Annotated in this window: 17 protein-coding genes; 8 read left to right on the plus strand and 9 right to left on the minus strand. The window is 71.3% G+C overall.

The window, feature by feature from the left end:
* The first annotated feature begins 173 nt into the window (after nt 1-173).
* From ppdK to OG456_RS24585, 3 genes are all read left to right on the plus strand, one after another.
* Nucleotides 174-2,891 carry a pyruvate, phosphate dikinase gene (ppdK, locus tag OG456_RS24575; RefSeq protein ID WP_266564457.1) on the plus strand — a complete coding sequence of 906 codons (2,718 nt, stop codon included), beginning with the start codon at nt 174-176 and terminating at the stop codon, nt 2,889-2,891.
* 201 nt (nt 2,892-3,092) lie between these two features.
* Nucleotides 3,093-5,477 carry a discoidin domain-containing protein gene (locus OG456_RS24580; protein WP_266564459.1) on the plus strand — a complete coding sequence of 795 codons (2,385 nt, stop codon included), beginning with the start codon at nt 3,093-3,095 and terminating at the stop codon, nt 5,475-5,477.
* A gap of 108 nt (nt 5,478-5,585) precedes the next feature.
* On the plus strand, nt 5,586-6,500 hold the full coding sequence (locus OG456_RS24585; RefSeq protein ID WP_266564461.1) for an oxidoreductase: 915 nt from the start codon (nt 5,586-5,588) through the stop codon (nt 6,498-6,500).
* Nucleotides 6,501-6,545: 45 nt separating this feature from the next.
* On the opposite strand, the gene OG456_RS24590 is transcribed toward OG456_RS24585, so the two are convergent.
* Nucleotides 6,546-7,103 (minus strand): hypothetical protein, encoded by a 558-nt coding sequence (locus OG456_RS24590; protein WP_266564463.1) that lies wholly within the window; start codon nt 7,101-7,103, stop codon nt 6,546-6,548.
* A 220-nt stretch (nt 7,104-7,323) separates the two neighbouring features.
* On the opposite strand from OG456_RS24590, the gene OG456_RS24595 reads away from it, so the two are divergent.
* The 3 genes from OG456_RS24595 (at nt 7,324) to OG456_RS24605 (ending at nt 10,387) form a co-directional block, all read left to right on the plus strand.
* Complete coding sequence (locus tag OG456_RS24595; RefSeq protein ID WP_266564465.1) at nt 7,324-8,571, plus strand: ABC transporter substrate-binding protein; 1,248 nt, start codon at nt 7,324-7,326, stop codon at nt 8,569-8,571.
* Nucleotides 8,572-8,681: 110 nt separating this feature from the next.
* Nucleotides 8,682-9,551 carry a carbohydrate ABC transporter permease gene (locus OG456_RS24600; protein WP_266569411.1) on the plus strand — a complete coding sequence of 290 codons (870 nt, stop codon included), beginning with the start codon at nt 8,682-8,684 and terminating at the stop codon, nt 9,549-9,551.
* Entirely contained in the window at nt 9,548-10,387 is an 840-nt protein-coding gene (locus OG456_RS24605) for a carbohydrate ABC transporter permease (RefSeq protein ID WP_266564467.1), read from the plus strand. Before OG456_RS24600 ends, OG456_RS24605 begins: the two co-directional genes overlap by 4 nt.
* A 91-nt stretch (nt 10,388-10,478) precedes the next feature.
* On the opposite strand, the gene nirD is transcribed toward OG456_RS24605, so the two are convergent.
* From nirD to OG456_RS24630, 5 genes are all read right to left on the minus strand, one after another.
* On the minus strand, nt 10,479-10,841 hold the full coding sequence (nirD, locus tag OG456_RS24610; RefSeq protein WP_266564469.1) for a nitrite reductase small subunit NirD: 363 nt from the start codon (nt 10,839-10,841) through the stop codon (nt 10,479-10,481).
* Nucleotides 10,838-13,375, minus strand: coding sequence for a nitrite reductase large subunit NirB (nirB, locus tag OG456_RS24615; RefSeq protein ID WP_266564471.1), 2,538 nt, complete (start codon nt 13,373-13,375; stop codon nt 10,838-10,840). Before nirB ends, nirD begins: the two co-directional genes overlap by 4 nt.
* Before the next feature lie 10 nt (nt 13,376-13,385).
* Entirely contained in the window at nt 13,386-14,609 is a 1,224-nt protein-coding gene (locus OG456_RS24620; RefSeq protein WP_266564473.1) for an NAD(P)/FAD-dependent oxidoreductase, read from the minus strand.
* 98 nt (nt 14,610-14,707) lie between these two features.
* The gene (locus tag OG456_RS24625; RefSeq protein ID WP_266564475.1) at nt 14,708-15,352 is read right to left on the minus strand and encodes a class F sortase; all 645 of its coding nucleotides are present in this window, start codon (nt 15,350-15,352) and stop codon (nt 14,708-14,710) included.
* Nucleotides 15,353-15,488: 136 nt separating this feature from the next.
* Complete coding sequence (locus OG456_RS24630; RefSeq protein WP_266564477.1) at nt 15,489-16,001, minus strand: hypothetical protein; 513 nt, start codon at nt 15,999-16,001, stop codon at nt 15,489-15,491.
* Nucleotides 16,002-16,293: 292 nt separating this feature from the next.
* Between OG456_RS24630 and OG456_RS24635 the strand changes: the two genes are divergently transcribed.
* The gene (locus OG456_RS24635; protein ID WP_266564479.1) at nt 16,294-16,920 is read left to right on the plus strand and encodes an NADPH-dependent FMN reductase; all 627 of its coding nucleotides are present in this window, start codon (nt 16,294-16,296) and stop codon (nt 16,918-16,920) included.
* Nucleotides 16,921-16,985: 65 nt separating this feature from the next.
* On the opposite strand, the gene OG456_RS24640 is transcribed toward OG456_RS24635, so the two are convergent.
* On the minus strand, nt 16,986-18,626 hold the full coding sequence (locus OG456_RS24640; RefSeq protein WP_266564481.1) for a M4 family metallopeptidase: 1,641 nt from the start codon (nt 18,624-18,626) through the stop codon (nt 16,986-16,988).
* Nucleotides 18,627-18,791: 165 nt separating this feature from the next.
* On the opposite strand from OG456_RS24640, the gene cutA reads away from it, so the two are divergent.
* Nucleotides 18,792-19,118 (plus strand): divalent-cation tolerance protein CutA, encoded by a 327-nt coding sequence (cutA, locus tag OG456_RS24645; RefSeq protein ID WP_266564483.1) that lies wholly within the window; start codon nt 18,792-18,794, stop codon nt 19,116-19,118.
* A gap of 173 nt (nt 19,119-19,291) precedes the next feature.
* On the opposite strand, the gene OG456_RS24650 is transcribed toward cutA, so the two are convergent.
* Together OG456_RS24650 and OG456_RS24655 are read right to left on the minus strand one after the other, a co-directional pair.
* Nucleotides 19,292-19,747, minus strand: a complete 456-nt coding sequence (locus OG456_RS24650; RefSeq protein WP_266569412.1) for a DoxX family protein — start codon at nt 19,745-19,747, stop codon at nt 19,292-19,294.
* A 176-nt stretch (nt 19,748-19,923) separates the two neighbouring features.
* Nucleotides 19,924-22,029 carry a molybdopterin oxidoreductase family protein gene (locus OG456_RS24655; RefSeq protein WP_266564485.1) on the minus strand — a complete coding sequence of 702 codons (2,106 nt, stop codon included), beginning with the start codon at nt 22,027-22,029 and terminating at the stop codon, nt 19,924-19,926.
* Nucleotides 22,030-22,308 lie beyond the last annotated feature (279 nt).

Below are 22,308 nucleotides of genomic sequence, written 5' to 3' on the forward strand. Positions count from 1 at the left end.
TCAAGAAGTGAAGACAAGCCTTCGAGTGTCGCTGTCTATGAGTTACTTTCGATCTAGCGGCGGACGGGTGGTTACGGCCGTATGACGCACAAGTGGACGTACCCAGATGCCTTCGATATGGGTATGTTCCTCGCCGTCAGGGCAGCCACCGAGTCATCGAGGAGTCGAGACCCGTGTCGGAAAACAAAGATCCCCACGTAGTGAAGTTCGTTTACGACTTCACCGAGGGAAACAAGGACCTCAAGGACCTCCTGGGCGGGAAGGGCGCGAACCTCGCCGAGATGACCAATCTCGGTCTGCCGGTTCCCCCCGGGTTCGTCATCACCACGGAGGCCTGCAAGGTCTACCTCGACAGTGGCGATGAGCCGGTGGCACTGCGTGACGAGGTGAGTGCGCACCTCGACGCCCTTGAGCAGAAGATGGGCAAGAAGCTCGGCCAGGCCGACAACCCCCTTCTGGTGTCGGTCCGTTCGGGCGCGAAGTTCTCCATGCCCGGCATGATGGACACCGTCCTCAACATCGGACTCTCCGACAAGTCCGTCCTCGGCCTGGTCAAGCAGTCCGGCGACGAGCGGTTCGCCTGGGACTCGTACCGGCGCCTCATCCAGATGTTCGGCAAGACCGTCCTGGACGTCGACGGAGAGCTCTTCGAGGACGCCCTCGACAAGGCCAAGGCCGCCAAGAAGGTCACGGTCGACACCGACCTCGACGCCTCCGACCTCAAGAAGCTGGTCACCCGCTTCAAGAAGATCGTGAAGACCGAGGCCGGCCGGGACTTCCCGCAGGACCCGCGCGAGCAGATGGACCTCGCCATCCACGCGGTCTTCGACTCCTGGAACACCGACCGCGCCAAGCTCTACCGCCGCCAGGAGCGCATCCCCGGCAACCTCGGCACCGCGGTCAACATCTGTTCCATGGTCTTCGGCAACCTCGGCCCCGACTCCGGCACCGGCGTCGCCTTCACCCGCGACCCCGCCTCCGGCCACCAGGGCGTGTACGGCGACTACCTCCAGAACGCGCAGGGCGAGGACGTCGTCGCGGGTATCCGCAACACCGTGCCGCTCGCCGAGCTCGAGTCGATCGACAAGAAGTCGTACGACCAGCTCATGCAGATCATGGAGACGCTCGAGACCCACTACAGGGATCTCTGCGACATCGAGTTCACGATCGAGCGCGGCCAGCTGTGGATGCTGCAGACCCGCGTCGGCAAGCGCACCGCCGGTGCCGCCTTCCGCATCGCGACGCAGCTCGTCGACCAGGGCCTCATCGACGAGGCCGAGGCGCTCCAGCGCGTCACGGGCGCCCAGCTCGCGCAGCTGATGTTCCCGCGCTTCGACGAGAACGCGAAGGTCGAGAAGATCGGCCGCGGCATCGCCGCCTCGCCGGGCGCCGCGGTCGGCAAGGCCGTCTTCGACTCGTACACCGCCGTCAAGTGGTCGCGTTCGGGCGAGAAGGTCATCCTGATCCGCCGTGAGACCAACCCCGACGACCTCGACGGCATGATCGCCGCCGAGGGCATCCTCACCTCGCGCGGCGGCAAGACGTCGCACGCCGCCGTCGTCGCCCGCGGCATGGGCAAGACCTGTGTCTGCGGCGCCGAGGACCTCGAGGTCGACACCAAGCGCCGCCGGATGACGGTCGGCGGGCAGGTCATCGAGGAGGGCGACGTCGTCTCCATCGACGGCTCCACCGGCAAGGTCTACCTCGGTGAGGTGCCGGTCGTCCCGTCCCCGGTCGTCGAGTACTTCGAGGGCCGCATGCACGCCGGCGCCGACGACGCCGACGAGCTCGTCGGCGCCGTGCACCGGATCATGGCGTACGCGGACCGCGTCCGCCGGCTGCGGGTGCGTGCCAACGCGGACAACGCCGAGGACGCGCTGCGCGCCCGCCGCTTCGGCGCGCAGGGCATCGGCCTGTGCCGCACCGAGCACATGTTCCTCGGTGAGCGCCGCGAGATGGTCGAGCACCTGATCCTCGCCGACACGGACACGGAGCGCGAGGAGGCCCTCAAGGAGCTCCTTCCGCTCCAGAAGAAGGACTTCGTCGAGCTGTTCGAGGCGATGGACGGGCTCCCGGTGACGGTGCGCCTGCTCGACCCGCCGCTGCACGAGTTCCTGCCCGACATCACCGAGCTGTCGGTGCGCGTCGCGCTCGCCGAGTCCCGTCAGGACTCCAACGAGAACGACCTGCGCCTCCTGCAGGCCGTGCACCGCCTGCACGAGCAGAACCCGATGCTGGGCCTGCGCGGTGTCCGTCTCGGCCTCGTCATCCCGGGCCTGTTCGCCATGCAGGTACGGGCCATCGCCGAGGCTGCCGCGGAGCGCAAGAACGCCAAGGGCGACCCGCGCGCCGAGATCATGATTCCGCTCGTCGGCACCGTCCAGGAGCTGGAGATCGTCCGCGAGGAGGCCGAGCAGGTCATCGCCGAGGTCCAGGAGCAGACCGGCGTCGAGCTGAAGCTGGCGCTCGGCACGATGATCGAGCTGCCGCGCGCCGCGCTGACGGCCGGACAGATCGCCGAGGCCGCGGAGTTCTTCTCCTTCGGCACGAACGACCTGACGCAGACCGTCTGGGGCTTCTCCCGCGACGACGTGGAGGCCTCGTTCTTCACGGCGTACCTGGAGAAGGGCATCTTCGGGGTCTCGCCGTTCGAGACCATCGACAAGGACGGCGTCGGCAGCCTCGTACGCAACGCCGTGGAGGCCGGCCGCGCCACGCGGCCCGACCTCAAGCTCGGCGTCTGCGGCGAGCACGGCGGTGACCCGGAGTCGGTCCACTTCTTCCACGAGGTAGGCCTGGACTACGTCTCCTGCTCGCCGTTCCGTATCCCGGTCGCCCGCCTCGAGGCCGGCCGCGCCGCGTCGACGTCGACGGGCAGCGACCACCGGTAGGAACCGGTCCGCAAGACTCCGGAGCCGTTGTCTGGGTGCCCGACCCTCACGAAAGGCAGCGGCTCCGGTGCACCGAAGGAGAGGGCGGTACCCCTTGTGCGGGGGGTGCCGCCCTTTCGTGCGCGGGGGCGGGCGCTCTTGGGGGTTCTGTGATGTCCGTTCCCTTGTGAGGCCCAGGAGGCAAGTGGTGTAGTCCACTTCATGTCTCCGAGTAACGGTACGACTTCACCGCGTCTGTCACGCCGCTCGTTCGTCACTGCCCTCGCGGTGACCTCGGCAGCCACCGCCCTGCCGATCGGGCTCGGGCCCGCCGCCGCGCGGGCCGCAGGCAGGAGCGCGGTCAACGAGCGCCCCGTCGTCATCCCCGCCCTCCAGGCCTGGGCCGGATCCACGGGACGGTACCGCCTCGAAGCAGGCGCACCGATCGTCGTGCAGACCGCCGAACCGGGTGAGCTCCTCACGCTTGCCCGGCAGTTCGCCGACGAGATCGAAGAGGTCACGGGCATCAGGCCCGGCGCGCCCCGTGCCGGCCACGGAGTGCGGGGCGGCCTGCGGCTCGTCCTCGACCCGGCCGACCGGCACGCGCCGGGCGGCGACCGGTACGCCGAGGAGGGCTACACCCTCACCGTCACGGCATCCGCCGTCACGGTCACCGCACCCACCCGCACCGGCCTCTACTACGGCACCCGCTCGGTCCTGCAGATCCTCCTGCGCTCCGACGGGCGCCGCGAACTGCCCACCGGCATCGCCCACGACTGGCCCGACTACCGGCTGCGCGGCTTCATGCTGGACGCGGGCCGCCGCTACTTCACCCCGGGCTTCGTCCGCGACCAGCTGCGCCTGATGGGCTGGTTCAAGCTCAACGACCTGCAACTGCATCTGAACGACAACGAGATCAGCCCGGCCGGCGGCGACTGGTCCAAGGCCTACGACGCGTTCCGGCTGCGCAGCGACAAGCCCGAATGGGCCGGGCTCGCCGCATCCGACGGCTCGTACTCGCGGGAGGACTGGGACTCCTTCGAGGACACCGCGGCCGCCCACGCCGTCCAGCTCACCCCCGAGATCGACGCGCCCGCACACGCCCGGTCCTTCGTACGCTTCCGCCCCGAACTCGGCCTGAAGGGCGGCAACTCCGATCACCTCGACCTCGCCGAACCGGAGACGACGGCCTTCATGAAGAAGGTCTTCGACGAGTTCGCGCCCTGGTTCCGCAGCCCCGAGGTCCACTACGGCGCCGACGAGTACACCGGCCCGGAGGAGCAGTACCGCGGCTACTTCAACGCCATGGCCGCCCACCTGCGCACCCTCGGCAAACACCCCCGCGCCTGGGGCAGCCTCACCGAGATGGCGCCCTCCGGCACGTCCGGCTACGACCGCGACGTCACCATCCACAGCTGGAACAACGGCTGGTACGGCCCCAAGGCGGCCACGGCCGACGGCTACGAGATCGTCAACACGAACGACGGGCTCCTCTACATCGTCCCGTTCGCCACCTACTACCACCCGCTCGGACTCGACGGCCCCTATCTGTACGAGAGCTGGGCCCCGCACGTCTTCCCCGGCGATCAGAGCCTCCAGCCGCACGACCCGAAGCTGCGCGGCGCCATGTCCGCCGTGTGGAACGACCTCGTGCACGCCACGTACACCCAGCAGGCCGTCCACGGTCTGGTCGAGAAGACCTTCGGGACGCTCGCTCAGAAGATGTGGAGCGGGTCCGGAGCGGGCCTGAGCTACCGGGACTTCACCGCCGAGCTGCGGCGCGGGATCGCCGGACCCGGGCTCACCACCCTCACGCCCACGCTCGCCGAACCCGACCAGATCTCCCTGGACGCGCCGGCCACCGCCTCCTCCACGGCCGCGGGATCCCGCCCCGCGTACGCCACCGACGGCAGCCCGGTCACCCGGTGGACCAGCGGCCGCGAGCGGGCTCCCTGGCTGGCCGTCGACCTCGGGCAGAGCCGGCCCGTACAGCGTGTGCGGGTCGAATGGGGGCAGGATCACGGCACCGCGTACGCCGTCGAGGTCTCCGACGACGGCGTCGCATGGCGCACCGTCGCCGAGCGCACCGGCCGCGACCGTGCGGGCTGGGACGAACTCGGCTTCCCGGCGACCACCGCCCGCCATGTACGCCTGCGCGGCCGGGAGCACGCGAGCACGAGGTACTCGCTGTGGAGCCTCCAGGTGTACGACATCCCCGATCTGGCGCTCGGCCGCCCCACCACCGCGTCGTCCGCCGAGACGGCCACGCTCACCGCGCCCAACGCCACCGATGGTGACCCGGGCACCCGTTGGGCGTCGAAGTACACGGACGGCGAGTGGATCGAGGTCGACCTGGAACGGACGCGGACCGTGCGGCGGATCGTCCTCGACTGGGAGACGGCCGCCGGACGGGACTACGACCTCCAGGTCTCCGCCGACGCCGCGGGCTCGTCCTGGAGCACCGTCGCCGCGCGCCGCGGCCGTACCACGGCCGGGGTGGACACGGTCGACCTCGACGCCGTGGAGGCGCGGCGCGTACGGATGCTGGGCGTGAAGCGGCAGACGACGTACGGGTACTCGCTCTACCGGTTCGAAGTGCGGGGCTGAGCACAGAGGCGAAGGGGTACGGGGGAAACGGGGGTGTGGGGTTCCACATCTACTGGCCGGTAAGTACAGTCGGGCACCCCCGTACCCCCTCGTCCAGGGAGCACAGCCATGACCGGCTGGAACGCGAGCGACATCCCCGACCAGAGCGGCCGCACGGCCGTGGTCACCGGCGCCAACAGCGGCATCGGCTACATCACGGCACGTGAGCTGGCCCGCAAGGGCGCCCGCGTCGTCCTCGCCTGCCGCAGCGAGGCGCGGGGCACGGCCGCGCTGGAGCGGCTGCGCTCCGAAGTGCCGGGCGCGCAGGCCGGGTTCGAGCAGCTCGACCTGGGTGACCTGTCGTCCGTGCGGAAGTTCGCCGGATCCCACGGCAGTGGTGAGCGGCTCGACCTGCTGATCAACAACGCGGGCGTGATGGCGCTGCCCCAGGGGCGGACCGCCGACGGCTTCGAGACGCAGTTCGGCGTCAACCACCTCGGCCACTTCGCACTGACCGGCCTCCTCCTGCCCCGGCTCCTCGACACACCCGGCGCCCGCGTCGTCAGCGTCTCCAGCGGCTTCCACGCCCTCGCCGACGTCGACATCGCGGACCTCAACAGCGAGCGCCGCTACCGGCGCTGGATCGCGTACGGCCGCTCCAAGACGGCGAACCTGCTGTTCATCCACGAGCTGGCGCGCAAGCTGGCGGCACGCGGGTCCGACGTCGTCGCGGCGTCCGCGCACCCCGGGTACGCCTCCACGAACCTCGCGACGCAGGGCGTGCGCATGGAAGGCCGCAAGGCCGTCGAGCGGGTCATCGAGCTGGGCAACCGGGTCATCGCCCAGTCCGCCGAGGCCGGCGCGCTGCCCACGCTGTACGCGGCGACGGCTCCCGGGGTGCTCCCGGACTCGTTCACCGGCCCGTCCCTGATGATGTGGCGCGGGGCGCCCGCGACGTCGTGGCGGGCCCGGCGGACCCTCGACGACGCGGCGGGGGAGCGGCTGTGGGCGGCGTCGGAACAGCTGACGGGCGTGACGTTCTAGAAGACGTTCCAGGGGGTGTTTCAAGCCGCCGGACCGGCCGGCCGGCTAGTCGAGTTCGGAGGCGTCGAAGACCGCGCGGGCTGCGTCGCCGTCGATGCGGGCCGCGAGGCGGTCGATGACCGGGGTGCCGCAGCGGAGCAGTCCGTTCGCGCGGGCCCGGCGCGTGCCCGTCTCCAGGCGGTGCCACAGGACGGGGTTGTCGGTGAGCACCTTCGGGTCCAGCTCCACACGGCCGCCGAGCGCGTCGCGCAGCACGAGCCGCGGCGTCACCCCGTCGCTGTGGCGCACCGACGTCAGCAGGTCCGTGCAGACCCGCCGTGTACCCCAGACGCCACGCACGGCGAGCCAGCCGGGACCCGCGCTGACCAGCGGCGGATGCAGCACGGCGTGCAGCAGCACCGAGAGCCCCGCCCACAGCCCGGCCCGCGCCGCGCTCAGCGTGCCGTTGGCCGTGTCGATCACCAGGATCAGGCAGAACAGCGTGAGCGCGCAGAACACCGCCGCCCGCAGATCGGTGGCCCACCGCCGGTCCCGCACCACCGTGTCCCGCGAAGCCGGCGCCGCCGCCCGACCACGGGATCCCGCCCTCGTATCGCGTCCCATGCAGCGCACCGTAAGCCCGTGCGGCGCCCCGGGTCAGCACTCTTGACGCGTCGCTGATCCGCCCGCCGCGCACGTTGACGCCGTGCTGACGGGAGGGGCCGACATACGGCTGTAGTCCCTCTGTCGTAATCCCGGCGCATGGTTGATCGTTGGGCCGTCGGAATCCGTGTACGCCGAAAGAAGCCGGCGTTCAAGAGCAGCGAAAGCAGGGGGACGATCAATGACCATCAGCCGCAGGGGACTGCTCGGGACCGGCGCCGCGCTGGGGCTGCTCACCGCGTGCGGCTCCCACACCGGCCGGGACGACGGAGGCTCGGGCGGCGGGCCGGAGCTTTCGCAGTGGTACCACCAGTACGGCGAGCAGGGCACCGAGCAGGCCGTGAAGAAGTACGCCGCCGCGTACGACAAGGCGCACGTCACCGTCCAGTGGCGGCCCGGCAACTACGACGAGCAGACCGCCGCCGCCCTCCTCACCGACTCGGGCCCCGACGTCTTCGAGGTCAACGGGCCCACCCTCGACCAGATCCAGGGCAAGCAGATCGCCGACCTCACCGGCCTGTTCGAGGGGGTCAAGGACGACTTCAACCCGGCGGTCCTCGCCCCGAAGACGTACGACGGCAGGATCTGGGCGATCCCGCAGGTCATCGACATGCAGATGCTCTACTACCGCAAGAGCCTGCTCGCCGACGCGGGCGTCGAGCCGCCGAAGACGCTCGACGAGCTCGTGGACGTCGCGAAGAAGCTCACCTCGAAGAAGACCAAGGGCCTCTTCCTCGGCAACGACGGAGGCGCCGGCGTCCTCGGCGGCACGCCCCTGTACGCGGCCGGCCTTGAACTCGTCACCGAGGACGGCAAGGTCGGCTTCGACGACCCGGCCGCCGCCCGCGCCCTCGGCAAGATCCACCAGCTGTACGCCGACAAGTCACTGCTCCTGGGCGCGCCCTCCGACTGGTCCGACCCGTCGGCGTTCGTCCAGGGCCTGACCGCCATGCAGTGGTCGGGCCTGTGGGCGCTGCCCACCGTGCAGAAGGAACTCGGCGACGACTTCGGCGTGCTGCCCTTCCCGAAGGACGGCGCGGGCGAGCCGTCGGTGCCGGTCGGCGCGTACGGCGCGGCGGTCTCCACCCGGGGCAAGCACCAGCAGGCCGCGAAGGACTACCTCAAGTGGCTGTGGATCGACCGCACCGACCACCAGGAGGACTTCGCCCTCTCGTACGGCTTCCACATCCCGGCCCGTATCTCGCTGGCGAAGAAGGCCGGGAAACTCAGGAAGGGCGCGGCGGCCGACGCGGTCCGCTTCACGACCGACCACGGTTGCGCCCAGCCTCTGCGCTGGACCCCCGCGAGCCAGACCGCCTACCAGGATGCCCTGAGCCGCATCATCAAGGACGGCGCGAGCCCGGACAGCGAGCTGAGGAAGGTCGTGCGGAAGGTGTCGGCCGAACTCGACCGCGTGAAGAAGAAGTGAGCCTGCGGCAAGAGGGCCGCCGCCAGGCGATCCCTCGGCAGAGAGGCCGCCGGCAGGGCGGCACGGCACGGAAGTGGGCCGGCGCCCAGAACCGGACCCTCTGGTTCTGGATCTTCGTCGGGCCCTTCCTCCTCGGCCTCGGCGTCTTCACGTACATCCCGCTCGGCTGGAGCGTCTACCTCAGCTTCTTCGACGCCCACAACACCGTCACCCCGAGCGACTTCGTCGGTCTCGGCAACTACACGGCGATGCTGAAGAACGAGGCGTTCACCGAAAGCCTGTGGACGTTCCTCGTCTTCTCGCTCTTCATCGTGCCCGCCACCTACGCGCTGTCGCTCGCCCTCGCTCTCATGGTGAACCGCCAGCGCCGCGCCCAGGCGTTCTTCCGCTCGGTCTTCTTCCTGCCCGCCGCCTGTTCCTACGTGGTGGCCGCGCTGATCTGGAAGATGTCGCTCTTCAACGGGGTGCGGTTCGGGCTCGCCAACACCGTCCTCGGCTGGTTCGGCGGCGACCAGATCGCCTGGCTGTCGACGACCGACCCGCCCTGGTACTGGGCCGTCATCGTCACCGTACGGCTCTGGCTCCAGGCCGGCTTCTACATGGTGCTGTTCCTCGCGGGGCTCCAGCGCATCAGCCCCACCCTCTATGAGGCGGCTGCCGTCGACGGGGCGCGCCCCGGCTGGCAGGTCTTCCGGCACATCACGTTCCCGCAGCTGCGGGCCACCTCCGTGGCGGTCGTCCTGCTCCTCGTCATCAACGCCTTCCAGGCCTTCGACGAGTTCTACAACCTGCTCTCGGACGCCCGCGGCTATCCGCCGTACGCCAGGCCCCCGCTCGTCTACCTCTACTACACGGCGCTCGGCCAGGGGCAGAACCTCGGGCTCGGCAGCGCGGGCGCGGTGCTGCTCGCCCTGATCATCGCGGTGGTGACGGTGGGGCAGGCCAAGTGGTTCGGCCTGGGCCGGAAGGAGGCGCAGTGAGGGACGACTCCCGGGTCAGGGCGGGCCGCGCCCTGCGCCTCGCCCTGCTGATCGCGCTCGCGCTCCTGTTCCTGATCCCGTTCTATCTGCTTGTACGCAACGGGCTCGCCGCCGAGAGCGACATCACCTCGCCCGAGTGGACGTTCCTCCCGTCCTCGCTGCACTGGGGGAACGTGAGGGAACTCTTCGGCGACACGTCCGTCCCCTACGCCCGTTCCCTGCTCAACTCCGTGCTCATCGCCGTCGCGACGACGCTCGGCACCCTCCTCCTCGCCTCGCTCGCCGGCTACGGCCTGGCCCGCATCCCGTACCGGCACGCGAACAAGGTCTTCTACGCGATCCTCGGCACCCTGATGGTCCCGGCCGCGGTCACCTTCGTGCCCAGCTTCGTGCTCGTCTCGTCACTGGGCTGGATCTCGACACTGCGCGGACTGATCGTCCCGACCCTGTTCTCCGCGTTCGCCTGTTTCGTCTTCCGCCAGTACTTCCTGGGATTTCCCGGGGAGCTGGAGGACGCGGCGCGCGTCGACGGGCTCGGCCACTGGCGTACGTACTGGCGGGTGGTCGTGCCCAACTCCCGGCCCGTCTTCGCGGCCGTCGGCACGATCGTCTTCATCGGCGCGTGGAACTCCTTCCTGTGGCCCCTGGTCATCGGCCAGGACCGCGACGCATGGACCGTCCAGGTGGCGCTCTCGTCCTTCACCACGTCCCAAGTGGTGCGGCTCCACGAGCTGTTCATCGCGGCGGCCGTGTCGATCGTGCCGCTGCTCGTGGTGTTCCTGTTCTTCCAGCGGTGGATCGTGGCGGGGGTGGAGCGCTCGGGCCTCGACGACTGACCCACCCCCGTCTCTTCACGGGCTGTGCCGCCGGGACCGGCGTAAGCGGAACGGTCGGTCAAGGAATGCTCGGGTGATGCTCCGGCGTGGGTCAGGCGTTGCTCGGCGTGGTCTGCACGGCGTACGTGGCGACCGCGTACGCCTCGTCGTCGAGGCATGCGCCGCTCTCCAGGTCGAAGCGCTGCTTGAGCAGCGGCGACGCGACGAACGGGCGGCCCTCGGCCGAGCCGATCAGGCCGCGCGAGAGGACCGCGGCGCCCGTGAACGGGTCACGGTTGCCGACCGCGTAGAGGCGGCCCGTGCGGTCCAGGAACACGGCGGCCTGCCGGCCGTCGGGGAGCAGCGCCGCGACCCCGCGGCCCGGGGTCAGCCGGGCCAGTTCGCAGACCGTGAACCAGGCGTCCTCCAGGTGGAGTTGCACCATCACGGCGGTCTTCTCGGGAGCGACGGTCATGACGTCACCGATCCTTCCAGGGGGCGGGAGCCGATGGACAGCAGGGGCAGGTCGGGCTTGATCTGGTCGCGCTCCGGGACGAACCGCACCAGCGGGTCCGGCGCGTCGGGCGCGTTCACGAAGGACACGAAGCGCTCCAGGCGCTCCGGGTCGTTGATGGTGTCGGCCCACTCGTCGCGGTAGTGCGCGACGTGGTCGGCCATCAGGGCCTCCAGCTCGTCGCAGAGGCCGAGGGAGTCGTGCACGACGACGTCCCGAACGTGATCGAGGCCGCCCTCGATCCGCTCCAGCCAGCCCGCCGTACGCTCCAGGCGGTCGGCCGTGCGGATGTAGAACATCAGGAACCGGTCGATCAGCCGGATCAGCTCGGCGTCGGACAGGTCCTGCGCGAGGAGGTCCGCGTGGCGCGGGGTCGCGCCGCCGTTGCCGCCCACGTACAGGTTCCAGCCGTTGGCCGTGGCGATCACCCCGAAGTCCTTCGACTGGGCCTCCGCGCACTCGCGCCCGCAGCCCGACACGGCCGACTTCAGCTTGTGCGGTGCCCGCAGACCCCGGTAGCGCAGCTCCAGGTCGATCGCCATACGCACCGAGTCCTGGACGCCGTAGCGGCACCACGTCTGACCCACGCACGACTTCACCGTCCGCAGCGCCTTGCCGTACGCGTGGCCCGACTCGAAACCGGCGTCCACCAACCGCGCCCAGATCAGCGGCAGTTCCTCGACCCGCGCGCCGAACAGGTCGATCCGCTGCCCCCCGGTGATCTTTGTGTAGAGGCCGAAGTCGCGCGCCACCTCGCCGATCACGATCAGCTTCTCCGGGGTGACCTCGCCGCCGGGGATGCGGGGCACGACCGAATAGGAGCCGTTCTTCTGGAGGTTGGCGAGGAAGTGGTCGTTCGTGTCCTGGAGCGCCGCCTGCTCGCCGTCGAGGACATGGCCCCCGGCGCCGATCGTCGGGGCGAGCGAGGCGATGATCGAGCCGACGGCCGGCTTGCACACCTCACAGCCCTCGCCGCCGCGCGCCCCGTCCCGCCCGTGCGCGTCGAGCAGCTCCGCGTAGGACGCGATCCGCTTGACCCGGACGATCTCGTACAGCTCGGCGCGGGTGTGCGGGAAGCAGCCGCACAGGCCCTTGTCGCCGCTCTGCGGGAGGAGCTGGCCGATCAGCTTCACGCAACTGCCACAGCCCGTTCCGGCCTTGGTGCACTTCTTCACCTCGGGCAGCGTGGCGTGCGCCTGGATCGCCTCCTTGGTGACGTTGTGGCAGGAGCAGATCACCGCGTCGCCTGGCAGCGCCTCCGGGCCGAGCGCCACCGGCGCCCCCGCGCCGGCGGGCAGCACCAGCTGCTCGGGCGCCACGGGCGGCACCGAACCGGTCAGCGCGCGCAGCGTCCCGTACGCCTCCGCGTCCCCGACCAGGATCCCGCCGAGCAGCTCCCCCTCCGGGCCCACGACGAGCTTCTTGTACGTGCCCGAGCGCGAGTCCGAGTAGACGACGTCGAGGCAGCCGTCGGCCGCGCCGTGCGCGTCGCCGAACGACGCCACGTCCACGCCGAGCAGCTTCAGCTTCGTCGACAGATCGGCACCGGTGAACTGCCCGTCCTGCGAGGCGATCGAGGCGGCCACCGTCTGGGCCATCTCGTAGCCCGGCGCGACGAGGCCGTACACACGGCCGTCCACGGCCTGCGCGCACTCACCGATCGCGTAGACGGCCGGGTCGCTGGTGCGGCACCGCTCGTCGACGGTGATGCCGCCGCGCTCGCCGACCGTGAGGCCCATGTCGCGGGCGAGCTGGTCGCGCGGCCGAACGCCCGCCGAGAACACCACCAGGTCCGTGGCCAGCTCCGAGCCGTCCGACAGCTTCATGCCGCGCACCGCGCCGTCCGCGCCGCCGGTCAGGATCTCCTGCGTGCCGACGCCCGTGTGGACGCTCAGGCCCATGCCCGTGATGGTGCGCAGGAGGGCCGCGCCGCCGCCCTCGTCGACCTGCACCGGCATCAGACGCGGCGCGAACTCCACGACGTGCGTGTCGAGGCCGAGGCCGCGCAGGGCGCCGGCCGCCTCCAGGCCGAGCAGCCCGCCGCCCACCACCGCGCCGGTCGTGGCGCGCCGCTTCGCGTACTCCTCGATCGCGAGCAGGTCCTCGATCGTGCGGTACACGAAACAGCCCGTCGCCTCCTTGCCGGGCACGGGCGGCACGAACGGGTAGGAGCCGGTCGCGAGGACGAGGGTGTCGTACGTGACCTGGAGACCCGAGCGCGCCATGACCGTCCGCGTCGCACGGTCGATGTGCTCGGCCGGGTCCCCGAGGTGCAGCTCGATGCCGTGCCGGGCGATGAACCCGGCGTCCGTGAGCGAGAGTTCGTCCGGGGTGCGGCCCGAGAAGTACGAGGTGAGCTGGACCCGGTCGTAGGCGGGGCGCGGCTCCTCGCACAGCACGACGACGCGGTGCGTGTCCGTGAGATCGCGCTCGGCCAGGGCCTCCAGGAAGCGCTGGCCGACCATGCCGTGGCCGACGAGTACGAGTGTGGGCATGGTGGGCATCTCAGAGGCCTCCGTCGTGAGTGAGCAGGTGGAGCAGGGGTGCGCCGTCGTCGGGCAGCGGGTCGTCGGCCTCCCAGGCCCGGGCGAGCGCCCCGACCGTGCCCAGCTCGCCGACCAGGACCCCGCCGACGAGCCGGTCACCGCGGACGACGACCTTGCGGTACGTGCCGCGGGTGGCGTCCGCGAGCTGCACGACGTCGTCACCGGGCAGCGCCTCGGGCTCGCCGAACGCCGCGAGGTCGAGCGGCCCGGCCTCGTGCGGCAGGGTCAGCCGGGTGAGGGTGCGGGTGCCCGCGTAGGGGCGCAGCCGCCCGGACAGCAGGTTCTCGGCGAGCGCGTCGGCCTGTTCGACGGCCGGGGTCGCGAGCCCGTAGACGCGGCCCGCGTGCTGGGCGCAGTCCCCGATCGCGCGGACGCGGGGGTCCGACGTGCGCAGCTCGTCGTCGACGACGATCCCCTCGCGCACGTCGAGTCCGGCCGCCGCCGCGAGACCGGTCCGGGGGCGCACCCCGCACGCGAGGACCGTCAGATCCGTGCCGAGGACATAGCCGTCGGCGAGCTCGACGCGGCGGACCGCCCCGTCGGCGACGCCCACGCCCCGTACCCGGCACTGCGTGTGCACCTCCACGCCGAGCGCGGTGAGGTGCTCGTGAACCAGGTGCGAGGACCGGGGGTCGAGCTGCCGCTCCATCAGGCGCTCGGACTGCTGTGTCAGCACCACCTGGGCGCCGCGAAGGGCGAGCGCACGGGCCGCGGACACCCCGAGGAGCCCGCCGCCGACGACGACGGCGCGCACACCGGGAGCCACCGCCCGCGACAGGGCCAGGCAGTCGTCCATGGTGCGGAAGGCGTGCACCCCGCCGGGAAGCTCCGCCGCGCCCGGCGCGAACAGGCCGCGCAGCGGCGGCAGGACCGGGTTCGACCCGGTGGCGAGCACGAGGGTGTCGTACGGGACGTCGGAGCCGTCCTCGCAGCGCACCACGCGCTCGGCGCGGTCGACGCGGACGGCTCGGGTCCGCAGGTGGGTGCCGGTGTGGCGGGGCAGCGCGATGACGTCGGCGCCGTAGCTGCCCGCGAGGACCTCGGCGAGCAGCACCCTGTTGTACGGGGCGTGCGCCTCCTCGCCGATGAGTACGGCGGCCGAGCCCAGGCGCCGGGCGAGCCGCGTACCGGCGAGGCCGGTACCGATCACCACCACGCGTCCGGTGTCCGTCGAATAGGTCATGCACAGCAGCCTGCGGGGCCGGTGTTACCCGGCCGCATCCCTCCCGTTTCCCACGGGGAACGCTGCGCTCAGCGCGCGAGGGGCGTCGGTGTGAGGGCTCAGCGGCTGCCGGTCAGATGCGCGAACACCACGACATTGCCCCGGTAGCCGGTCTGCTTCGAGTAGCCGCCGCCGCAGGTGATGACGCGCAGCTCGGGCCGGTCCGCGGCGCCGTACACCTTCTTGTCGGGGAAGGCGCTGGCGTCGTAGACCTCGACGGCGTCGACGGTGAAGACGGCGACGGAGCCGTCGCGGCGGTCGACCTCGATGGTGCGGCCCTTGGTGAGGGCGCCCAGGTCGTAGAAGACGGCGGGGCCGTCGGCGTTGTCGACGTGGCCGGCCACGACCGCCGTGCCGCGGACGCCGGGCGCGGTCCCTGCCTCGTACCAGCCGGCCAGGTTCTTCTCCTGCGGCGGCGGGACGTCCAGGCTGCCCTGCGGGGTCAGGCCGAGTCCCATGAGCGGCGCGTCCACCCGGATCGAGGGGATGCGGATGCGGTCGGGCGGCGAGGAGGAGAGGGGGGCCGCGCCGGGCGGCTCGTGGCCGGTGCCGGGGTGCGCGGACGCGGCCTGCGCGGCGGACGGCTGCGGCGGTCCGTGCGTCTCGGTGCCCTGGTGCAGCAGCCAGGCGCCCAGGCACAGGGCGAGAGCGGTGACCGCGGCTATGAGTCCGCTACGGACTCTTCGGCGGGGCGCCTGCGGCATCGGCTTCTCCAGGTCGAAGCGGGTGGGGGTCGCCTTCCTCCCCCGGCCGCGTGAGGGGGGTGCGCGGCCGGGGGAGGAGAGGACAAGCGGTACCAGGGAGCCGGAGGGACAGCGGAGGTCGTCCGTCCGGCGCCCGTCAGATCCCTTCGCCTCTCGCCCGGCGATGCAGGAGCCAGGTACCGCCCGCGGCGGCGACGGCAAGCGCTGCCACTCCCGCCGCGGTCTTCGCGGGGTCGGTGCCGAGTGCGCCGCCGACCCCCGTCTTCACATGGCCCTTCGGAGGGACCTGGTCCGAGGAGGAGGTGAGCGCGACGATCAGATCGCCGGTCACCTGCCCGCCGCCGGAGCACTTCGCGACGATCTCGTACGTTCCGGGCTGCGCCGACGGAGGCACCTGGAACCGTCCCTCGGCGTCCTTCGCGTGCGTGCCCGGGGCGAGCACGAAGGTGCCCGCGCCGACCGCGCTCGCGTCCCCGGCGGCGGTGCGGGCCGCACCGCACGCGGTGGTGTTGACGGTGACCGTGGCGCCCGCTGTGGCGTTCGCCGGGTACACCTCGAGGCCGCCCGAGCCGGCGTACGCGGGCGCGGCGGTCAGTGCCGCGGCGGCCGCGGCGAGCGCGGCAGCGTTCAGCAGGCGGGATGTGCGCATCGTGTCGTGCTCCTCCGAGGGGGCACGGCCCGCGGCACCCCCAAGTGCCGCTGCGTCGGTCACGCCCCTGCCCTACCGAGGTAAGTGGCACTCGCCCCGGAACGCCTCCTGATGCACCATCAGAAAACAGGTGAAAGGACGTCATCTGACAGCCCGGCAGGAACATTCCAGCAGGTCATCGCCGTGTCGAAGAAAAGAACCCACAGGGAGGGCCGGCGCCGGTGAACGGGTGACCGGACCCACGTGGCGCCCGCTTGACCTCAACCAAACTTTAGGTACGAGGCTTGCCCCCATGAACACCACAGCCGCACCGTCCGCCGCCCCCGTTTCCGCCCCCACCGAGGCCCCCGTCCGGGTCGCCGTCGTCATCGGCAGCAACCGCGAGGGCCGCTTCGGCCCCGTCGTCGCCGAATGGCTCATGTCCCTGCTCGGGGAGCGCGCCGACTTCGCCGTCGACGTGATCGACGCAGCCGCCACCGACCTGCCCACCGCGCTCTCCTACGACCCGTCCGCCGAGGTGCGGGCCGAGCTGGCCAAGGTCACCCCGAAGCTGGCCGCGGCCGACGCCTTCGTCGTCCTCACGCCCGAGTACAACCACTCCTACCCGGCGTCCCTCAAGAACGTCATCGACTGGCACCACGCCGAATGGCAGGCCAAGCCCGTCGGCTTCGTCTCCTACGGCGGGATCTCCGGCGGCCTGCGCGCGGTCGAGCACCTGCGCACCGTCTTCGCCGAGCTGCACGCCGTCACGGTCAGGGACACCGTCTCCTTCGCCAACGCGGGCAGCCACTTCGACGCGTCCGGCGCCCACCGCGACCCGGAGGCGCCGGCCGCCGCGGCGAAGTCGATGCTCGACCAGCTGGCGTGGTGGGCGAAGGCGCTGCGGGAGGCGAAGGAGGTGCGCCCGTACGGAAGTTGAGTCCGGACGGACGAAGGTCCCCGCGGCCGTCGGCGGCGGGGACCCTCGCTCACGCAGGTGCGATGTCAGCCCACGGACACGGCCGACCAGGTCGCGGCCACGGCGGCGTACTCCGCGCTGCCGGCCCCGTACAGGTCCTTCGCCGCGCTGAGCGTCGCCGTGCGGGCGCCCGCGTAGTTCGTCGAGGACGTCATGTAGACGGTCAGGGCCCGGTACCAGATCTTGCCGAGCTTGTCCTTGCCGATGCCGCTCAGCGTCGAGCCGTTGCACGTCGTGCTGTTGTGCTGGACGCCGCCAATGACCTTCGGCCCACTGCCCTCGGCGAGCAGGTACGCGAAGTGGTTGGCGACCCCGGACGAGTAGTGCACGTCGAGGTTGCCGACCGACGAGCTCCAGCAGTCCGCGGAGTTGCCGTCCTTGCTGGGCTTGTCCATGAAGCGCAGCGCCGGCTGACCGAAGCCGGGCTTCACGATCTTCTCGCCGATGAGCCAGTCGCCCGGGTCGGACGCGTTGTTCGCGTAGAACTCGACGAGCGTGCCGAAGATGTCGGACGTCGCCTCGTTCAGGCCGCCGGACTCGCCCGAGTAGGTGAGCCCCGCCGTCTTCGACGTGACACCGTGCGACATCTCGTGCCCGGCGACGTCGAGTGCCACGAGCGGCCCGAACGTCGAGCCGTCACCGTCGCCGTACGTCATGCAGAAGCAGGTGTCGTCCCAGAAGGCGTTGTTGTAGTTGCTGCCGTAGTGGACGCGGTTGTACGAGCCCTTGCCGTCGCCGCCGATGCCGTTACGGCCGTGGACGTTCTTGTAGTAGTCCCACGTCGTGTCGGTCCCGTACTGGGCGTCCACGGCGGCCGACGAACGGTCGGTGTTCGCGCCGGTGCCCCAGTGGTTGTCGGTGTCGGTGAACACCACCGCGGGCGCGCGGCTCCAGCAGATGGTCAGGATGCAGCCGTCGGTCTTGTTCTGCGCGTCACCCGAGTAGGTGCCGCCCCGCGTCGCGTCCTTGAGCTGGTACGTCGACCCGGACTGGGTCGTCTCCAGCGGCACCGTGCCCGCGTAGAGGGACTTCCCGTCGCCGGTCGCGGTCTCGATACTGTCCCAGGCGTCGATCTGCCTGCCGGTGGTGGCGTCGGTGAGGACGACGCGGGCGACCGGGTTGCCGAGCGAGTCCTTGCCGGCGGCGTCGGTGCGCCAGGCCAGCTTCGGCGCGCCGTGCAGCGCGTCCACGACGAGCGCGGGCTTGGCGACGACCTTGCGCAGGAGCTCGCCCGGGTTGGCGGCGCGCAGCGCGGCGGAGGCGAGGTCGGCGGCCTTCGGGGCGGGGAGCGCCGGCGTCACGCTCGGCACGGCGAGGTCGCCGCGGACCGCGCGGTTCGCCGAGCGGTAGCCGCCGTCGCGGTTCAGGTGGACGACGAAGTCGCCGCCGAGAACGGGGAGCTTGCGGAAAGTGCGGTTGTAGCGCACGTGCTGGGTGCCGTCCGGGTCGACGACGACGTCCCGCACGGAGGTGTCCTGAGCCGAGGTGAGCCCGAGGTCCCCGGCCACCGCGTGCAGCGCGGCCGCGGCGTTCCGGACGGCGTCGGCCCGGGTGGGCGGGGCGGTGTCGGCGCCCGCGGTGGGGGCGAGGGCGGCGGCCAGCAGGGTGGCGGCCGCCGTGGCTATGCCGGCGGTGGTGAGTCGCGATGTGGTCCGGGCAGGTCTCATCGGGCTCCTAGTGACGGCGCGCGGGCGCGCTGAGGGGGGTCACACTGATGTCGCCTCAGATTTAAGGGTCCATGACATGTCATGTCCATAGCGCCCCCGTGGTGGAGCTGTGAATAGGTGTTCACGTGCAGAATGAGGAGCGCACGGCCCGTGAAAGGAACGGACATGAAGGCACTGGCCCTGACGGTCCTCACCACGACCGACGACGAGGTCAAGGCCCGCGCCCTGGCCGCGGGAGCGGTCGAAGCGCGTCTGGCGGCCTGCGCCCAGATCGCGGGCGCGGTCACGTCGGTCTACCGCTGGCAGGGCAACACGGAGACCGCCCAGGAATGGCAGGTGCTCCTCAAGACCACGACCGACGGCTACGAGGCCCTGGAGTCATGGCTGTTGGAGGCACACGACTACGACACCCCGGAGATCATCGCGACACCGGTGGTCCGGGGGAGCGCCGCGTACCTCGCGTGGATCGAGGGGGAGACGGGCGGGGCCTGACGGCATGAGCCGGAAAGCCCGACGGCCCGAGCGCGTCAGCACCCGGGCCACCATGACTCACCGGCTCACAATCAACGGGCCGGTGGGCCAACGGGCCAACCGGCCAACCGGCCAACGGGCCAACCGGCTCACCAACTCACCGATTCACGGCCGCGCTTCACCGATTCACGGCCTCACTTACGCAGCAGCAGAGTGATCCCCGCCACCACCACACCGAGCGCCACGGCACCGACGCCGTATCCGAGGCGGTGGGACCGAAGCCCCGGGAGGAAGCGGTCGACGGCGATGCGGCCGGGGCCGGTCAGCGCGAGCGCCACCGCGCCGAGTGCGATCAAGAGCTCGTACTCGATGCCCTGCGGCGCGAAGAATCCGCCGCCCCACTTCACGGCGATGGCGTTGACCAGGGTGCCGGTCACGGCCGCGGCGGCCAGCGGGGTGAGCAGGCCGAGCACGAGGCCGAGCCCGCCGAGGGTCTCGCTGAGCCCGGCGACGGCGGCGAACGACTTCGGCGACGGGTAGCCGGAGGCGGCGAAGAACTGCCCGGTGCCGTCGATCCCGCCCCCGCCGAACCAGCCGAAGAGCTTCTGCGTGCCGTGCGCGGCCATGGTCAGGCCGAGGGCGAGGCGCAGTACGAGAAGACCGAGGTCATAGGCGTGGGCGGGCGCGGCAGGGGTGGGGGTGCCGGGCGCGCGGAGCGGACCGAGCTGGTTCGCGAGAGAGGTCACGTGGGGGTCTCCTGACTCGGAAATCGACATGCTTGAACTTTCAAGCTACAACCCCAAGCTAACCGCCCGACCGCCATGTTTCAAACTTGAACCACATCGGCCGGGCGGTCACCGGAGCCGGTGCGGGCCGCCTCGACCCGTACCGCGCACACCTTGAACTCCGGCATCCGGGACGTCGGATCGAGCGCGGGGTTGGTCAGGTTATTGGCGCGCCCGGCGCCTGGCCAGTGGAACGGCATGAACACCGTGTCGGGCCGGATGCCCGCGGTGATCCGGGCGGGCGCCTCGGCCCGCCCGCGCCGGGAGACGACGGCGACCGGCTCCCCCTCCGCCACCCCGATCCGCGCGGCGAGCCGCGGATGCAGCTCAACGAAGGGGCCGGGCGCAGCGGCGTTCAGCTCGGCCACGCGCCGGGTCTGCGCACCCGACTGGTACTGCGACACGACGCGCCCCGTCGTCAGATGGACCGGGAACTCGGCGTCCGGTTCCTCGGCGGCCGCACGATGCGAGACGGCGACGAACCGGGCCCGCCCGTCCTCGGTGGCGAACCGTTCCAGAAAGAGCCGGGGCGTCCCGGGATGTTCCTCACCCGGACAGGGCCAGAACACCCCGTCCTCCTCGACGAGCCGCCGATAGGAGATTCCCGCGTAATCAGCGGCTCCCCCCTCCGAGGCCCGCCGCAGCTCCTCGAAGACCTCCTCCGGATCGGCCGGGAACCCCTTCTCCACCCCCAGCCGCCCGGACAGCTCACGCAGCACCTCCAGATCGCTCCGCACCCCGTCCGGAGGCGTGACGGCGCGACGCCGCAGCAGCACGCGCCCCTCCAGACTGGTCACCGTCCCTGTCTCCTCGGCCCACTGGGTCACGGGAAGCACCACATCGGCAAGAGCGGCGGTCTCGGAAAGCACCACGTCGGCCACGGCCAGAAAGTCGAGCGACCGCAGCCTGCCCTCCACATGGGCGGCACGAGGAGCCGACACCACCGGATTCGACCCCATGACCAGCAGAGCCCGTACGTCCCGCCCCAGCGCGTCGAGCAGCTCGTACGCGGAACGGCCGGGGCCGGGAAGGGAGTCGGGGTCCACGCCCCACACACCGGCCACATGGGCACGCGCCGCCGGGTCGGTCAGCTTGCGGTACCCGGGCAGCTGGTCGGCCTTCTGCCCGTGCTCGCGCCCGCCCTGCCCGTTGCCCTGCCCGGTCAGGCACCCGTACCCGGAAAGGGGCCGCCCGGCGCGCCCGGTCGCGAGGCACAGGTTGATCCAGGCGCCCACGGTGTCGGTGCCCTTGGACTGCTGCTCGGGCCCACGCGCGGTGAGGACCATGGCGGACTCGGGCTCGCAGAACATCCGTACGGCCTCGCGCAGTTGAGGCACGGCGACGCCGGTCACGCGCTCCACGTACTCGGGCCAGTGCGCCATCACGGCGGCCCGCGCGTCCTCCCACCCCCGCGTCCGGGCGCGCACGAACTCCTCGTCGACCCGCCCCTCGGTCACCACCAGATGCAGCATCCCGAGGGCCAGGGCGAGATCGGTCCCGGGGCGGGGCGCGAGATGGAGGTCGGCGAGCTCGGCGGTGCGTGTGCGGCGGGGGTCGATGACGACCAGCGTGCCGCCGTTCTCCCGCAGTTCGTTCAGATAGCGGACCGCGGGGGGCATGGTCTCGGCCATGTTCGACCCGACGAGGACCACACATCCCGTACGCGGAATGTCCTCCAGGGGGAACGGCAGTCCGCGGTCGAGCCCGAACGCGGCGAGCTGCCCCGCCGCGGCGGACGACATGCAGAACCGACCGTTGTAGTCGATCTGGGAGGTCCCGAGCACGACCCGGGCGAACTTCCCGAGCCCGTACGCCTTCTCGTTGGTGAGCCCGCCCCCGCCGAAGACCCCGCACGCGTCCGGGCCATGAGCCGAACGCGTACGGGACAGCCCCTCGGCGACCAGGCGGAGCGCCTCGTCCCACGAGGCCGGCTCCAGCGCGCCGCCCCTGCGCACCAGCGGCCCGGTCAGCCGCACGCCGGGGGCCAGCACGGCAGTGGCCGTTCGTCCCTTGCCGCACAGGGCGCCCCGGTTGACGGGAAACCCGGCGCGCTCCTCGACCCTGACAACACCAGAGGCAGTCGGGACGAGATTCATCCCGCACTGGAGGGAGCAGTAGGGGCAGTGGGTGGGCGTGACAGTGAGCATGGGCCCACCTTGCGCGCACGCTGTTACGCGACAGCCCACGCCCGATTACGCGCAAGACACGACGCCCTCATAGCGCCACCGGCGGCCCGGTGAGAACAACGGCGGATGAGCCGCAAAACCGCCGCGAGGGGGACACCCGTACCGGCGGCTCGGTCAGAACAACGGCGGATCAGCCGCGAATCCGTCGCGAGGGGACGCGGGGGTGTGTCCGCCCGGAGCACGGAGGTGCAGGCGCCGGTCAAGGGGCACAAGACGGAGGCGCCACGATGGCGAGGACGG

The sequence above is a fragment of the Streptomyces sp. NBC_01446 genome (assembly GCF_026340095.1).
In the GTDB taxonomy this organism is placed as follows: Bacteria; Actinomycetota; Actinomycetes; order Streptomycetales; family Streptomycetaceae; genus Streptomyces; species Streptomyces aureus.